At 64.8% G+C, this 15,388-nt stretch carries 15 protein-coding genes and 1 riboswitch; of the genes, 10 read left to right on the forward strand and 5 right to left on the reverse strand.

Annotated features, from left to right (window positions below):
- The first annotated feature begins 241 nt into the window (after positions 1-241).
- On the forward strand, positions 242-439 hold the full coding sequence (locus BN2476_RS10270; protein ID WP_087734051.1) for a hypothetical protein: 198 nt from the start codon (positions 242-244) through the stop codon (positions 437-439).
- A gap of 204 nt (positions 440-643) precedes the next feature.
- On the opposite strand, the gene BN2476_RS10275 is transcribed toward BN2476_RS10270, so the two are convergent.
- Positions 644-1,033 (reverse strand): hypothetical protein, encoded by a 390-nt coding sequence (locus BN2476_RS10275; RefSeq protein WP_087734052.1) that lies wholly within the window; start codon positions 1,031-1,033, stop codon positions 644-646.
- 205 nt (positions 1,034-1,238) lie between these two features.
- Here BN2476_RS10275 and glpD point away from each other — a divergent pair, with 205 nt between their 5' ends.
- The 3 genes from glpD (at position 1,239) to BN2476_RS10290 (ending at position 5,277) form a co-directional block, all read left to right on the forward strand.
- Positions 1,239-2,783: a glycerol-3-phosphate dehydrogenase gene (gene glpD, locus BN2476_RS10280; RefSeq protein WP_087734053.1), complete on the forward strand. Its 1,545-nt coding sequence runs from the start codon at positions 1,239-1,241 to the stop codon at positions 2,781-2,783.
- 138 nt (positions 2,784-2,921) lie between these two features.
- Positions 2,922-4,421 (forward strand): glycerol kinase GlpK, encoded by a 1,500-nt coding sequence (gene glpK, locus BN2476_RS10285; RefSeq protein ID WP_087734308.1) that lies wholly within the window; start codon positions 2,922-2,924, stop codon positions 4,419-4,421.
- 169 nt (positions 4,422-4,590) lie between these two features.
- Positions 4,591-5,277, forward strand: a complete 687-nt coding sequence (locus tag BN2476_RS10290) for an HAD family hydrolase (protein WP_087734309.1) — start codon at positions 4,591-4,593, stop codon at positions 5,275-5,277.
- A gap of 107 nt (positions 5,278-5,384) precedes the next feature.
- Here the strand turns inward: BN2476_RS10290 and ribB are convergent, their stop codons facing one another.
- From ribB to BN2476_RS10310, 4 genes are all read right to left on the reverse strand, one after another.
- On the reverse strand, positions 5,385-6,122 hold the full coding sequence (gene ribB / locus BN2476_RS10295) for a 3,4-dihydroxy-2-butanone-4-phosphate synthase (RefSeq protein WP_087734054.1): 738 nt from the start codon (positions 6,120-6,122) through the stop codon (positions 5,385-5,387).
- A gap of 168 nt (positions 6,123-6,290) precedes the next feature.
- Positions 6,291-6,460, reverse strand: a riboswitch (FMN riboswitch).
- 75 nt (positions 6,461-6,535) lie between these two features.
- The gene (locus tag BN2476_RS10300) at positions 6,536-7,291 is read right to left on the reverse strand and encodes a helix-turn-helix domain-containing protein (RefSeq protein WP_087734055.1); all 756 of its coding nucleotides are present in this window, start codon (positions 7,289-7,291) and stop codon (positions 6,536-6,538) included.
- A gap of 297 nt (positions 7,292-7,588) precedes the next feature.
- The gene (locus BN2476_RS10305; RefSeq protein WP_087734056.1) at positions 7,589-8,767 is read right to left on the reverse strand and encodes an MFS transporter; all 1,179 of its coding nucleotides are present in this window, start codon (positions 8,765-8,767) and stop codon (positions 7,589-7,591) included.
- A gap of 20 nt (positions 8,768-8,787) precedes the next feature.
- Complete coding sequence (locus BN2476_RS10310; RefSeq protein ID WP_087734057.1) at positions 8,788-9,183, reverse strand: VOC family protein; 396 nt, start codon at positions 9,181-9,183, stop codon at positions 8,788-8,790.
- A 117-nt stretch (positions 9,184-9,300) separates the two neighbouring features.
- Between BN2476_RS10310 and BN2476_RS10315 the strand changes: the two genes are divergently transcribed.
- The 6 genes from BN2476_RS10315 (at position 9,301) to BN2476_RS10340 (ending at position 15,376) form a co-directional block, all read left to right on the forward strand.
- The gene (locus tag BN2476_RS10315; protein WP_235850794.1) at positions 9,301-10,317 is read left to right on the forward strand and encodes a LysR family transcriptional regulator; all 1,017 of its coding nucleotides are present in this window, start codon (positions 9,301-9,303) and stop codon (positions 10,315-10,317) included.
- Between the two features lie 134 nt (positions 10,318-10,451).
- Positions 10,452-11,822 (forward strand): tRNA (N6-isopentenyl adenosine(37)-C2)-methylthiotransferase MiaB, encoded by a 1,371-nt coding sequence (gene miaB / locus BN2476_RS10320; RefSeq protein ID WP_087734058.1) that lies wholly within the window; start codon positions 10,452-10,454, stop codon positions 11,820-11,822.
- 34 nt (positions 11,823-11,856) lie between these two features.
- A complete protein-coding gene (locus tag BN2476_RS10325; RefSeq protein ID WP_087734059.1) occupies positions 11,857-12,942 on the forward strand; it encodes a PhoH family protein in 1,086 nt (361 codons plus the stop codon).
- Positions 12,943-12,972: 30 nt separating this feature from the next.
- Complete coding sequence (ybeY, locus tag BN2476_RS10330) at positions 12,973-13,434, forward strand: rRNA maturation RNase YbeY (protein WP_087734060.1); 462 nt, start codon at positions 12,973-12,975, stop codon at positions 13,432-13,434.
- 106 nt (positions 13,435-13,540) lie between these two features.
- Entirely contained in the window at positions 13,541-14,194 is a 654-nt protein-coding gene (locus BN2476_RS10335) for a gamma-glutamylcyclotransferase (RefSeq protein WP_087734061.1), read from the forward strand.
- 285 nt (positions 14,195-14,479) lie between these two features.
- Positions 14,480-15,376, forward strand: a complete 897-nt coding sequence (locus BN2476_RS10340) for a CorC family transporter (RefSeq protein ID WP_087734062.1) — start codon at positions 14,480-14,482, stop codon at positions 15,374-15,376.
- The last annotated feature ends 12 nt before the right edge of the window (positions 15,377-15,388 follow it).

The raw sequence follows: 15,388 nt of genomic DNA on the forward strand, positions 1-15,388 counted from the left end.
CCGCGCTGTCAACGGGAAAATTTTCGGGGGCCGATTTGGACTTCCGGCTGCGATTGACTACACTCCAGTTCCCCAACGTCCTTAAACGTCCTAGGACGGCAGCGAATGCACGGACGTGGGGCGATAAAGCACTACTTCAGGCCTGATCCACGGGAATCACCCCCGCTGGATCCTCTGCCCGCCGAGAGGGCCGTCGGCTGGCGCAAAGGCAACCCGAGTACGCTTGACACGGAGAGAAACGATGCTGAGTCCGCATGAATTCGCCACGTTGTTGCTCGTCAAGGACGCCCCCAATCAGGTCGACATGGAACGCGAAGAGCTCGACGCCCTGCTCGAACGGCAGCTCGTTCAGCTCGAAAAACTCGCGTCTGGCTTGCAGCAATGGCGTGTCACGGAATCTGGCGATACTGCTCTGCGCGCTATCAAGCGCTTTTCCTGACGGCAAACGATCGGGCCTCACCGACTTGCCAGTCAAACCTCCGCGGCCGTCGGCGTGTTCGCAATGAACACGCAAGCATACGGACGCCTGGACGGTCACGCGGCCTTGCCCGCCTGGCCGTCTTTACGTTTTTGCGCCTTGGGTTTTTACGCCTCGCGTTGCGCACGTCCGATCTGACGCACGCTCAACGCGCTGATTGCGCGTTCAGCCGCTGCGCAGCGTTGGATCGACGGCCGCGCGCCAGCTCAGCGCCTTCACGCGCTGCGCGTTGAAAAACTCCACCCATTGATTGCGCGCCTGCGGATCGCTGCTTGCGCCCTGTGACGCGTAGCGCTGCGCGATCGACGTCTGGAACGCGCAGAAATCGGCTTTCGACAGCCCGCCGCGCTTGTTCGCCACATACGCATCGAACAGCGTCACATAGACGGACTGCGCGTCGTTTCCATAATCGACCCGTTGCGTGCCGCACATCGCCTGAATATCCGCGAACGAAGGCGCGCCCAACGTCCCGCTCAGGCTCGGCGTGCTGACGCATGCCGTGAGCGCCACTGCCATCGGCAGCGCCGCCGCGCCCGTCTTCCAGAGTCCACGCATGAAATTCACCTCGTCAAACCGCTAGTTGGCTGTTTGCCGAAAGTATCGTCCGGGCGTGGCATTCGCGCCACCAGGCGTGCGAAAACGCACATCTACCTTGGTCGAGTCGAACTTTACTTTTTCGTATACGTTCATTAAAGTTTCGAAAACGAACATTTGAATTTCCAAACATGCCAGCTTTCTTTCTCCGTCAGGGGCGCTCCGGGTGACGCACGACTCCATTTACGACCTGCTCGTCGTCGGCGGCGGGATCAACGGCGCGGGTATCGCGCGCGACGCGGCGGGGCGTGGCCTGTCGGTGCTTCTGTGCGAGCAGGACGATCTGGCCTCGCATACGTCATCGGCAAGCACCAAGCTGATTCACGGCGGCTTGCGCTATCTCGAGTACCGCGAATTCGGCCTCGTGCGCAAAGCGCTCCAGGAACGCGAGACACTGCTGCGCGCGGCGCCGCACATCATCCGGCCGCTTCGCTTCGTGATGCCGCATATGCCCGATCTGCGTCCCGCATGGTTGATCCGCGCCGGGCTCTTTCTGTACGATCATCTCGCGCGGCGCGAATTGCTGCCGGGCTCGCGCGGCATCGACATGCGCCGGCATCCGGCCGGCGGGCCGCTTGTCGATTCGATCAGACGCGGTTTCGTCTATTCGGACGGCTGGGTCGACGATGCGCGCCTCGTCGTGCTGAACGCGCTCGACGCGAGCGAGCACGGCGCGACGATCCTGACGCGCACGAAGCTCGTCGGCGCCGAAAGAACGAGTGGCGCGAACGGCGAATGGCATGCGCGGCTTTTGCGCGCGGACGGCTCGACGATCACGGTGCGCGCGCGCTCGATTGCGAACGCGGCAGGGCCGTGGGTCGGCGAACTGCTGCGCGGTCCCCTGTCGCGCGGCCGCGATGCGAACTACAGCGTGCGGCTCGTGAAGGGCAGTCACATCGTCACGCGACGTCTGTTCGACCACGACCACGCGTATATCTTCCAGAACCCCGACAAGCGCATCATCTTCGCGATCCCGTACGAGCGCGACTTCACGCTGATCGGCACGACCGATATCCAATACGTCGGCGATCCGTCGAAAGTCGCGATCACTGCGCAAGAGACCCAGTATCTGTGCGACTCGATCAATCGCTACTTCAGGAAGCCCATCACGCCGCGCGACGTGTGCTGGACGTACGCGGGCGTGCGCCCGCTGCTCGAGGACGAAAACGCGGACAACCCGTCGGCCGTCACGCGCGACTACCGGCTCGAACTCGACGCGCCCGCGGGCGAAGCGCCGCTGCTGTCGGTGTTCGGCGGCAAGATCACGACGTTTCGCAAGCTCGCGGAAGAAGCCGTCGACGAACTCACGCGCGCGCTGGGGCATGTCAGACCATCGTGGACAGCTAGCGCACCGCTGCCTGGCGGCGACATCGCGGATGCCGACTTCGAGCGCTTCGCATCGCAGTTCCAGCAGCAGCACGCCTGGCTTCCCGCCGACCTCGCGCGCCGCTATGCGCGCGCATACGGGACGCGTGCCGCGCGCGTGACGGGCGCCGCGCGTTCGCTCGCCGATCTTGGACAGCGGTTCGCGCCGGGCCTTTATGAAGCGGAACTGCGCTATCTGCGCGAGACGGAATGGGCGACGACCGCACAGGACGTTCTATGGCGCCGCTCGAAGCTCGGTCTGCATGTCGAGCCGGGCACGCTCGATACCGTCACGCGCGAAATTGACGCCTGGTTCGCCCGCGTGCCGGCGAAGCAGCACGCCTGAACGTAGCCGATCGGTAGCCGATCGAGAACGCTTGCGCGCACAGCCACGTCACATGCAACAATCCGCGCAAGCAGGTCGCGTTCGCGCGACCCGGGCGCGAAGCCGCGCCCGTCCAACAAGATACGCATGGAGAAGACAATGCAGGATCAGTACATCCTGGCGCTAGACCAAGGCACCACCAGTTCGCGCGCGATGCTGTTCGACCGCAACGGCAATGTCGTCTCGGTGGCGCAGAAGGAGTTTCAGCAGATTTATCCGCGTCCGGGCTGGGTCGAGCATGATCCGCAGGAAATCTGGTCGACGCAGGCAGGCGTCGCCGCCGAAGCCGTCACGCGCGCCGGGCTGAACGGCACGTCGATCGCCGCGATCGGCATCACGAACCAGCGTGAGACGACCATCGTCTGGGATCGCGAAACGGGTCATCCCGTCTACAACGCGATCGTCTGGCAGGACCGGCGCACGGCCGACTTCTGCGACCAGTTGAAAGCGCAAGGCCTCGAAAATTTGGTGCGCGCGAAGACGGGCCTGCCCATCGATTCGTATTTCTCCGCGACGAAGATCCGCTGGATTCTGGACAACGTCGAAGGCGCGCGCGAAAAGGCGAAGCAAGGCAAGCTCGCGTTCGGCACGGTCGACAGCTGGCTCATGTGGAATTTCACGAAACACGGGCTGCACATCACCGACGTGACGAACGCATCGCGCACGATGCTCTTCAACATCCATACGCTGCAATGGGACGACGAACTGCTCGACGCGTTCGACATTCCGCGCAGCATGCTGCCCGAAGTGCGTCCGTCGTCCGAGGTGTACGGGCCGACGAAGACGACCGTGTTCGCGTCGACGATTCCGCTGGCGGGCATCGCCGGCGATCAGCACGCCGCCCTCTTCGGCCAGATGTGCACGCGCTCGGGGATGGTGAAGAACACCTACGGCACCGGCTGCTTTCTCGTGATGAACACGGGCACGAAGCCGATCGAATCGAAGAACAATCTCGTGACGACGATCGCCTGGCAGATCGGCGATCAGGTCAACTATGCGCTAGAAGGCAGCATCTTCATCGCGGGCGCCGTCGTGCAATGGTTGCGCGACGGGCTTGGCGTCATCCGCAGCGCGTCGGAGGTCGAAGCGCTCGCGCGCGGCGTGCCGCACTGCGACGGCGTGTATCTCGTGCCCGCGTTCGCGGGTCTCGGCGCGCCGCACTGGAACGCTCGCGCTCGCGGCACGCTGTTCGGCGTCACGCGCGGCACCACGTCCGCACATATCGCGCGCGCAGCGCTCGATTCGATCGCGTATCAATCGGTCGACGTGCTGAAGGCGATGGAGGCGGATTCGGGCATACACATCGACGAACTGCGCGTCGATGGCGGCGCGTGCGCGAACAATCTACTGATGCAGTTCCAGGCCGATATTCTCGGCGTCGATACCGTGCGTCCGCAGGTCAGCGAAACGACGGCGCTCGGCGCCGCGTATCTCGCCGGCCTCGCAACGGGCTACTGGAAGGACATCGCCGAACTGCAAAGCCAGTGGAAGCTCGAACACCGCTTCTCGCCGTCGATGCCCGCCGACGAAGCGAAAGCCTGTCTCGCCGGCTGGCAGCGCGCGGTCCGCGCCGCCAAGGCATGGGCCGATGCACCCTGATGCGGCGCCGCTGGTTCCGCACCCGCACGCGTGCTTGCGTCAGCCCGCGCGCCCGCTTGACGCGTGGGGCTGCGAAGCACGTATCATGTCGCTTTCAGCCCGCCACCCGGCCTGTCGTTTCATCGGCACGCCGACGCTTGCGGGCCGCGCTTCCCTTCAGTTTTTCCGCATGATCGAACATCTCATTTGCGACTGCGACGGCGTGCTCGTCGACAGCGAAGTCATCGCCGACCGCGTGATGCACGACACGCTCTCCTCGACGTTTCCGACGCTCGATTTTCACGAGATCTGCAAGACGGCTTTCGGCCAGCAGACCTCGCGCTTTCTGAAAAGCGTCGAAGCGGCCTTCGACATCGTGCTGCCCGCCGACTTTCTCCAAACCGTCGAGACGAACGTCGAGGTGGAGTTTGCTTCGTCGCTCTCCGCGATCAGCGGCGTGCGCGATGCGTTGCAGCGCGTGACGCTGCCCGCCGCCGTCGTGTCGAATAGCCATATGGCGCGCGTCAGCGCATCGGTGCGCCGCGCCGGGCTCGCCGAGATTTTCGGGCCGCGCGTGTTCAGCGCCGAGCAGGTCGCACGCCCGAAGCCTTACCCCGATGTGTATCTGTTCGCCGCGCAGCAGCTTGGCGTCGATCCGTCGCGCTGCATCGTCGTCGAAGATAGCGTCGCGGGCCTGAATGCGGCGCGCGCGGCGGGCATGAAGACGATTGCGTTCGTCGGCGCGAGCCATATTCCCGACGGTTACGCGGATGTGCTGCGCAATATGGGCATCACGCGGATCATGCAGCACATGGACGAACTGCCCGCGCTGATCGACGCAGGCGTGCGCGGAGAGTTTGGCGACGTGCAGTCGTAGCGTCCGGTAAGGCGCCGTCACGCGCGATCGAATACCGCGCTCGCTTCGAACAAAAGGCCCGCGTATCGTCACGCGGGCCTTTTCATTTCGACTGAACGCTTACCGCTTCACGCTTCGTCGACGCACAACTCACGCGCCGCCGCCAGCGCCTGACGGAACTCGACCAGCTCCGCGATCGTCAGCATCGGCATATTGTGATTTGCCGCGAACCGTTCGACGTCCGCGCCGCGCATCATCGTGCCGTCGGCGTTCATCAGTTCGCACAGCACGCCTGCGGGCTTCAGTCCAGCGAGCGTCACCAGATCGACTGTCCCTTCCGTGTGGCCGCGGCGCGCCAGCACGCCGCCCGGCATCGCGCGCAGCGGATACACGTGGCCCGGACGCACGATGTCCGAAGGCTTCGCGTGATCGGCGATCGCCGCACGGATCGTCGTGATGCGGTCCGCCGCCGACACGCCCGTCGATACGCCCTCGCGCGCCTCGATTGATACCGTGAAGGCCGTCGTGTTGCGGCTTTCGTTGTGAACCGTCATAGGCGGCAGATCGAGCGCGCGCACCTTGTCGTCGGCGAGACACAGGCAGACGATGCCGCTGCATTCGCGGATGAAGAGCGCCATCATCTCGACGCTCATCCGCTCGGCGGAAATGATCAGATCGGCTTCGTTCTCGCGGTCATGGTCGTCCTGAAGCACGACGGCGCGGCCCTGGCGCAGCGCGGCGAGCGCAGCGGCAATGCGCGGCGAAACGGGTTCGGTGGCGAGCAGAGGGAGATCGGCCGTCGCGTCGTCAGCGACGATCGGCGAAGCGGGCCAGACAGATGCAGCAGACCGGGATACAACGGACATGTGAAACGCTCCTCGCAAGAGTGTGGGCGAAAAACGTTTCAGGGCATTGCAAACAGACAAACGCGCCCTGCGGGCCGCGAGCGCGCGTCTATCCAGCAACGGACGACACACCCGCGCCGCTCGCGATGACGAGCAGCACGGCAGGCAGGAACAGTCAGATGACTATCTGCACATCTTCTTCCATCCGGACTCTAACCGTCGGCTCTGGCCTCTCACCAGATCTGCTGACCCTGCGACAAAAACAACAATGCAGGCGCTCGCGGGCTCGCAGACTCTCGCACGATGTGCGCCGCCTGCATACCGCCGGTGGGGAATTTCGCCCCGCCCTGAAGACGTACTGATTGCCGGAACGATCCGGCTCGCAGAGCATACAACAACCGCGCGCCTTGTGCAGCGCGCGCGTACCGCATGGTTCACGCCTCGGAATGAGCGCGCGCGGGCGCTTCTTCCGTGACGACCTTCGCAGATTCTTTTGCGACCTCCCAGCGCGGCGGCGTCTCCGCGTTCACCGTCACGCGAAACGCGCGCGCTTCCGTGTCGCCGGGATTGCGCAGGCTGTGCGGCTGATCGGCATCGAAGACGATCGAATCGCCCGTCGCGAGCAACTGGCGGCGCTCGTGCACGCTGACCTCGATCGTCCCCACGCTGACGACGAGATTCACCGTCGTCCCCGGCGCGCGGCGCGTGCCCGGCTCGGTGTGCAGCGGCGCGATGCGCAGCTCGTGGAACTCGGCCGTCGACGGCTCGGCGTCGGGATACAGCGCACGCGTCCAGAAGCGGCCATCCGATGTGACCACGCGCGCGGTGCTGTCAGCGGGCAAGTGCTCGAAGCCGTTCACGGCATGCTGGCGCAGGAACGCCGCCACCGACACCTTCAATGCCGCCGCGACCTTGCACAGCACCTTGATGGACGGCACGCTGCGCGCCGATTCGATCTGCGCGAGCATCGCGCGCGAAACGCCCGACGCGCGGGCCAACGCATCGAGCGACAACTGACGCTCCGCGCGCAGCCGCGCGAGATTCACGCCGACGCGATGTTCGAGCGCATCGAACTCCGACGCACGCGCTTCGTCATGTGCGTGCGGCGCATCGTCTTGACCGTGGTGATTGCCGGAACCATTGGAACCTTCGGATGCGCGGTCGCGCACGAGCGCAAGCGGTGATTGCATCGTTGCCTCCTGACACCCCGCGGCAAAGCGGAGCAAGCATGAATGGAGGCAAGCCTAGCACCCGGCTTTCACGCGCCCAACGAAGTTATCTTCACACTGTTATCACGATCGCAGAGGACGCTTATGCGCTGACGTGCGATGCGAACAGCAAGTGTCGCTGTCGGCGGCCGGCGCGTTTTTATGGCTTGCGGCGCGTCGCGGCACGTCGCGAGATGTGTGCTCGTCGAGTGCGCCCAGGCTTGCCGCCCGACAAGCGCAGCCACGATCATGGCCGCGCATCGATTCTCAATGTGCGGCTCAAGCCCGCTCGCGCACTTCACGTGCAACGACAGGAGCAGGCGCATCCATCCGCGCGGCGATCGACGTCACCGCGAGCGCCACGAGCGCGACGATGGCCGCCACATACGGCAGCGCATCGAGCCCATAGCCATGCCCGATCGCGAGCCCGCCGAGCCACGCGCCGCCCGCGTTGCCGACATTGAACGCGCCGATGTTGAGCGTCGACGCGAGATTCGGCGCAGCCTTCGCCTTCTCGACGACGCGCATCTGCAGCGGCGGCACCGTCGCAAACGCCGCGATGCCCCAGACGAACACGGTGGCGGCCGCCGCGATCCGCGAGTGGCTCGTATGCGCGAACATGGCCATCACGACGGCGAGCGCAATCAGAATGCCCATCAGCGACGGCATCAGCGAGCGGTCCGCGAGCTTGCCGCCGATCATGTTGCCGACCGTCAGGCCGACGCCGAACAGCACGAGAATCAGTGTGACGCCGTGCGGCGTGAAGCCGCTCACCTGCTCGAGGATCGGCGTGATGTACGTGAACACGACGAACACGCCGCCAAAGCCGAGCACTGTCATCGCCAGCGCGAGCCACACTTGCGGCTCTTTCAGCACGCGCACTTCGTGACCTAGCCCCGCCGGCCCCGTGTCATGCCGGTTCGGCACGAGCGCAGTCACGCCGAGAAACGACAGCACGCCAAACGCGGCGACGATCCAGAACGCGACTCGCCAGCCGAACTGCTGGCCGATGAAGGTGCCGAACGGCACGCCGAGCACGTTCGCGAGCGTGAGACCCGTGAACATCAGCGCGATCGCGCTCGCACGCTTTTCCTGCGGCACGAGCGACGCGGCCACCACCGCGCCGATGCCGAAGAACGAGCCGTGCGCGAACGACGTCACGACGCGCGCGATCATCAGCACCGAATAGTCGGACGCGATCGCGCACAGCACGTTGCCGACGATGAACACGCCCATCAGCAGTTGCAGTGCGAGCTTGCGCGGCATCTTGCTGGTGACGACGGCGAGCAGCGGCGCGCCGACGGCCACGCCGAGCGCATAGCCGCTGACGAGCAGACCGGCGGACGGAAGCGACACGGACAGATCCTTCGCCACTTCGGGCAGCAAGCCCATGATGACGAACTCCGTCGTGCCGATGGCGAATGCGCTGATCGCAAGCGCAAGCAAGGGGATAGGCATGTGAGACTCCAGACGACGATTCAGAAGGACGCGCGCCGGACATTGCGCGCTGCCGTCACGAATTCCATGACGACGGCGGGCGCCAGCGCGACGAACAGTTGCACTTCACCCGAGAGCGGCACATCGGCGGTCCGATACGCGACGCCCGCCGCCTCCAGCCGCGCGAGCAGCGCCTGCCACTCGTCGCCGCCGTCCAGACGGAACGCGATGTGGTCGATGCGCGGACTCGCGCGGCCTGGGTGATGCGGCAGATTCGAATCGACGAGATGGATCACGGGGCGGCCACCCGCGTACAGCCAGTGGCCGCCGACGCCGAACGGCGGCCGCGCCCCTTCCGTCAACCCGACGACATCGACAAAGAATTGCCGGGTGGCGTCGAGATCAGAGGTGACGCTCGTCGCGTGGTCGAGATGCATGGTGCGGACTCCGGGTAAACGCGGATTTCGCGTTTTCAGCGTCGAATTGTCCGCGCACGTCGCGCTTTTGATAATTGGCGTAGCATTTGAAGGATTTTCAAACGGCTCGGAATAATGATCGACAATCTGGGCGATATCCGCCTCTTCGTCGAAGCGGCGCAGCTAGGCAGCCTGTCGGCGGCGGGCCGCAAGCTCGGCTTGACGCCTGCCGCCGCCAGCGCGCGCCTCGCGAAGCTCGAAGGCGGACTGAAGGCGCGCCTGTTCGAGCGCACGACGCGGCAACTGCGTCTCACCGACGAAGGCCGCCTCTATCTGAACTGCTGTCAGCAGGCGCTGCGCGCGCTCGACGACGCCAAAGCGGCATTGCAGGAGGGCCAGAACGCCGTGCGCGGCAAGGTGCGCATTTCCGCGACGTCCGATTTCGGCCGCAATCTGCTGATGCACTGGCTCGACGAATTCAACGTGCTTTACCCGGACGTCACGTTCGCGCTGACGCTATCCGACTCGCTGTCGAATCTGGTGCAGGAAGATATCGATCTCGCGATCCGCTTCGGCGTGCCGCAGGACAGCTCGCTCGTCGCGCGCCGGCTCGCGCCGAATCCGCGCGTGCTGTGCGCGTCGCCGGAATACATCGCGCGACGCGGCGAGCCGAAAGATCCGCTCGATCTGGCGCGCTTCGACTGCATCGTGCTCGGCACGGCTTCGGGGCCCGTCAACGAATGGCGCTTCACGCGCGGCGCCGAGACCGTCACCTACACGGTTCCGCTCGAATCGGCGCGCGAAACCAACGACGGCGCCGTCGCCCGCGAATGGGCGCTGCGCGGCTACGGCATCGTGATCAAGTCGATGTGGGACGTCGAAGCGGACCTGAAAAGCGACGGCCTGCGCGTGCTGCTGCCCGACTGGCGCTATCCCGATGCGCCGCTGCACGCGCTGTATCACCGCAACCGCTTCATGGCGCCGCGCGTGCGCGTGCTGCTCGATTTTCTCGCCGACCGTTTCGCAACGGTGACGGGCGAACTGGAAGCGCAATTCGGCCTGCCGCACCCGCCGGACAGCGAGCCAAAACCGCATGCCGATCTGCGACTGGCGCCCCGGCACGCCGCCAAAGCCCCACGCCGCAAAGGGCTATAATGTTGGACTACGCTGTAAAAACGCGCTTTGGGCTGGCCAGGCCCCGATTCTCGCGCCCCCGGCGCCGCGCGCGTTTTGTCTCTTCACCTTTTATTGACGCCCCCAGGTTAACCACTGCGACCGGCGAACACTCGATGACCAAGAAAGTTTATGTAAAGACCTTTGGCTGCCAGATGAACGAGTACGACTCCGACAAGATGGTCGACGTACTCGGCGCGTCTGAAGGCCTCGTCAAGACCGACAATCCCGAAGACGCCGACGTCATTCTGTTCAACACATGCTCGGTGCGCGAAAAGGCGCAGGAGAAAGTGTTCTCCGATCTCGGCCGCGTACGCGAACTGAAAGAAGCGAACCCGAATCTGCTGATCGGCGTCGGCGGCTGCGTCGCGAGCCAGGAAGGCGCGTCGATCGTCTCCCGCGCGCCGTACGTCGACCTCGTGTTCGGTCCGCAAACCTTGCACCGCCTGCCGCAGATGATCGACCAGCGCCGCGCGAGCGGCCGTCCGCAAGTCGACATCACGTTCCCCGAAATCGAGAAGTTCGATCACCTGCCGCCTGCGCGCGTCGAAGGCCCGAGCGCGTTCGTGTCGATCATGGAAGGCTGCAGCAAGTACTGCAGCTATTGCGTCGTGCCGTACACGCGCGGCGAGGAGGTGTCGCGGCCGCTCGACGACGTGCTGACGGAAATAGCCGGCCTCGCCGATCAGGGCGTGCGCGAAGTGACGCTGCTCGGCCAGAACGTGAACGCATACCGTGGCGCGATGACCCCCGGCTCGAATGAAATTGCCGACTTCGCGACGCTGATCGAATACGTCGCGGACATTCCGGGCATCGAACGAATTCGCTATACGACGTCGCATCCGAAGGAATTCACGCAGCGCCTGATCGACACGTACGCGAAGGTGCCGAAGCTCGTAAACCATCTGCATCTGCCCGTGCAGCACGGCTCCGACCGCATCCTGATGGCGATGAAGCGCGGCTACACCGTGCTCGAATACAAGTCGGTGATTCGCCGGCTTCGCGCGATCCGCCCGGACCTGTCGCTGTCGACGGACATGATCGTCGGCTTCCCCGGCGAGACGGAAGAAGACTTCGACAAGATGATGCAACTCGTGCACGAGATGAGCTACGACACGAGCTTCTCGTTCATCTACAGCCCGCGTCCCGGCACGCCCGCCGCGAACCTGCACGACGACACGCCGCGCGAAGTGAAGCTACGTCGCTTGCAGTACCTGCAGGCGACCATCGAAGAAAACGTGCAGCGCATCAGCGAGGCGATGGTCGGCAAGGTCGAGCGCATTCTGGTCGAGCGCCCGGCGCGCAAGGACCCGAACGAGCTCGCGGGCCGCACCGAGAACAACCGCGTCGTGAATTTCCCCGCGCCGGTGGAATCGCATGCGCGCCTGATCGGCCAGATGATCGACGTGAAGATCGTGCATGCGTACCCGCACTCGCTGCGCGGCGAACTCGTGATGGTTCACGACACGGCGTCCGCCACTCACTAAGCCCGTAGCGCACCGACAGGATCGAATATCAGCCTTGAAGCCCACTCAGCAACTGGAATTCACTGCGCCGCGCGACGATAACGCGCGGCTCGCCAACCTCTGCGGCCCCCTCGACGAGAACCTGAGGCAGATCGAACAGGCACTCGACGTCACGCTGCAACGCCGCGGACACCGCATCAGCATTCGCGGGCGCGGCGCGAAAGTCGCGCTCAATGCGCTCGAAAACTTCTACAACAGCGCGCGCGATCCGCTCTCCGTCGACGACATCCAACTCGCGCTCGTCGAAGCGCGCCATCCCGGTAACAACGGACGCCCGAACGGCGGCAACGGCGACACGGAAGAACTCGATCCGCGTTTTCGCGGCGACCCCGATCATCCGTTCGACGAACCGACGCATGAAGGCGACGTCGAAGTTGAAGAACTCGGCCCGAAGCTGTACACGCGGCGCGCCGACCTGCGCGGCCGCACGCCAGCGCAGCGCGAGTATCTGAAGCAGATCGTCTCGCACGACGTGACGCTCGGCGTCGGCCCGGCGGGGACGGGCAAGACGTACCTTGCCGTCGCATGCGCCGTCGATTCGCTCGAGCGCGATCAGGTCAAGCGCATCGTGCTGACGCGTCCCGCCGTCGAAGCGGGCGAGCGGCTCGGCTTCCTGCCCGGCGATCTCGCGCAGAAAGTCGACCCGTATCTGCGTCCGCTCTATGACGCGCTCTACGATCTGCTCGGCTTCGACAAGACCGCGAAGATGTTCGAGCGCCAGATGATCGAAATCGCGCCGCTCGCGTACATGCGCGGCCGCACGCTCAATCACGCGTTCATCATTCTCGACGAGGCGCAGAACACGACGCCCGAGCAAATGAAGATGTTCCTCACGCGTATCGGCTTCGGCTCGAAGGCGGTCGTCACGGGCGATACGACGCAGGTCGACTTGCCGCGCGGCCACAAGAGCGGGCTGATCGAAGCGCAGCAGGTGCTCGCGAACGTGCGCGGCATCGCGCTCACGCGCTTCACGAGCGCCGACGTGGTGCGGCATCCCCTCGTCGCGCGCATCGTCGAGGCGTACGACGCGCACTCGAAGCGAGAAGCGAGCGCGTCTGACGCAGCCGACGCCGCCCGGTGACACGGACATGACAGGCACCCAGAACCCCGCATGAGCCGCGCCCCGAAACTGTCGCTGAACCTGCAATTTCCCGCTGGAAAAGCGTGGCCGGAGCACAAGGCGCTGTTGCCCAAGGCAACCGTCGCCGCGTGGATCAAGGCGGCGCTTTTCGCCGACGCCGAGCTGACCGTGCGCTTCGTCGACGCGGACGAAGGCCGCACGCTGAACCGCAGGTATCGCGGCAAGGACTACGCGACCAATGTGCTGACCTTCGCGTACGCGGAATCGGAAGACGATCCCGTGACGGGCGATCTGATCCTGTGCTGCCCCGTCGTCGAGAAAGAAGCGAACGAACAGGGCAAGCCGCTCGAAGCGCACTACGCGCATCTGCTCGTCCACGGCACGCTGCACGCCCAGGGCTACGACCACGAGCAAGAGGACGAAGCCGAAGAGATGGAAGCGATCGAAACCGAGGTGCTCGGCAAGCTCGGCTTCCCCGATCCGTACGAATGACGCTCGACAGCACTCAGCATCAGGCGACAGAGCCGGCATCGACAGATCGTCCCGCAGATCGCCGGCTCTGAAATCCAGTCCAGCCGCCCATCGATCCAAAACCCACGTGAGCCAGCCCCTTTCGTCACCGACGCCGCCTCCGCCCTGCACCGGCTATCCGCCGTCGCTCGGCGAGTCGCGCCTGCTGACGGACGATGAGTTGCGCGCGTCGCTCGATTGCTCCCTGCGCGACTGGGACGGCAAGCGCGACCTGTGGCTCTTCGGCTACGGCTCGCTGATCTGGAACCCGGGCTTGCCCACCGTCGAAGCGATGCGCTCGCGCGTGCACGGCTATCACCGCGGGCTGTATCTGTGGTCGCGCGTCAATCGCGGCACGCCGGAGCAACCGGGCCTCGTGCTCGCGCTCGATCGCGGCGGCTCGTGCAGCGGCATCGCGTTTCGGCTCGCTGCGCAAGGCGCGATGCCGCATCTCGAAGCGCTATGGCGCCGCGAAATGGCGATGGGCTCGTACCGTCCCGCATGGCTGCCGTGCGCGCTCGGCGACGGGCGGCGCATCGAAGCGCTCGCGTTCGTGATGCGCCGCGACGTGCCGTCGTACACGGGCAAGCTTTCCGACGAAGTGGTGAGAACGGTGCTCGGCTGCGCGTCCGGACGCTACGGCACGACCCTCGACTACGTGAGCCGCACCGTCGAAGCGCTGCGCGAAAGCGGCATGCCCGATCGCGCGCTCGAGGCATTGCTTGCGCGTTGCCGCAAGTAAGCGCTGCGCCGCCGCGCGCCGAAAATGCACGCCAAAAATGCACGCATGCCAAGGCTGCCGAAAGGAAGCGCCGACAATTTTGACCATGCGCCCCCCGGCGCTGCGATATCAGTTAGGATAAAAGCGAGCGTCGCCCCGCGGGACGTCTTTGCCATCAACCGGCAACAACCGCGCGCCGGGAACTGCGCTTTGCACCGCCTCGTGTGCCGGGACACGGTCCTGCCATGAGCGTGGTGTATCCTTAACGCTCTGCAACAGCGCGCCCGGCTTTTGGGGCGCACCACCATGAACGACACGTATCCCAGTCGACGCCATACCAGCGACAAACCCCATGAAAAACGCTCGCTCCTTGAGCGATTGACCGATTTCATCTCGCCCGAGCCCGATTCTCGCGGCGAACTCCTCGAAATCCTGCAAGACGCGCACGAGCGCAATCTGATCGACGCCGATTCCTTGTCGATGATCGAAGGCGTGTTCCAAGTTTCCGAGCTATGCGCACGCGACATCATGATTCCGCGCGCGCAAATGGACGCGATCAACATCGCGGACTCCCCCGACGAATTCATCCCCTACATGCTGGAAAAGGCGCACTCGCGCTACCCCGTGTACGAGGGCAACCGCGACAACGTGATCGGCGTGCTGCTCGCGAAAGACCTGCTGCGCTACTACGCCGAAGAAGAAGCCGACGTGCGCGGCATGCTGCGCCCTGCCGTGTTCATCCCCGAATCGAAGCGCCTCAATGTCTTGCTGCACGACTTCCGCGTGAACCGCAACCACATCGCGATCGTCGTCGACGAATACGGCGGCGTCGCGGGCGTCATCACGATCGAGGACGTGCTGGAGCAGATCGTCGGCGACATCGAAGACGAATACGATTTCGACGAGGAAAGCGGCAACATCATCGCGTCGCCGGACGGCCGTTTCCGCGTGCGCGCGCTGACCGAGATCGAGCAGTTCAACGAAGAGTTCGGCACCCACTTCTCCGACGAGGAAGTCGACACAATCGGCGGACTCGTCACGCACCATTTCGGACGCGTGCCGCATCGCGGCGAGAAGGTGAAGATCGACGAGCTGATCTTCGAAGTGCTGCGCGCCGACGCGCGGCAGATCCACATGCTGCTCGTGCGCCGCGATCCGCTCGCCGGACAGCGCGAACGCGACGCCCGGCACGTGCAAACCTGATTTCCACAGTTC

Source organism: Paraburkholderia piptadeniae (genome assembly GCF_900007165.1).
Classification (GTDB): Bacteria; Pseudomonadota; Gammaproteobacteria; order Burkholderiales; family Burkholderiaceae; genus Paraburkholderia; species Paraburkholderia piptadeniae.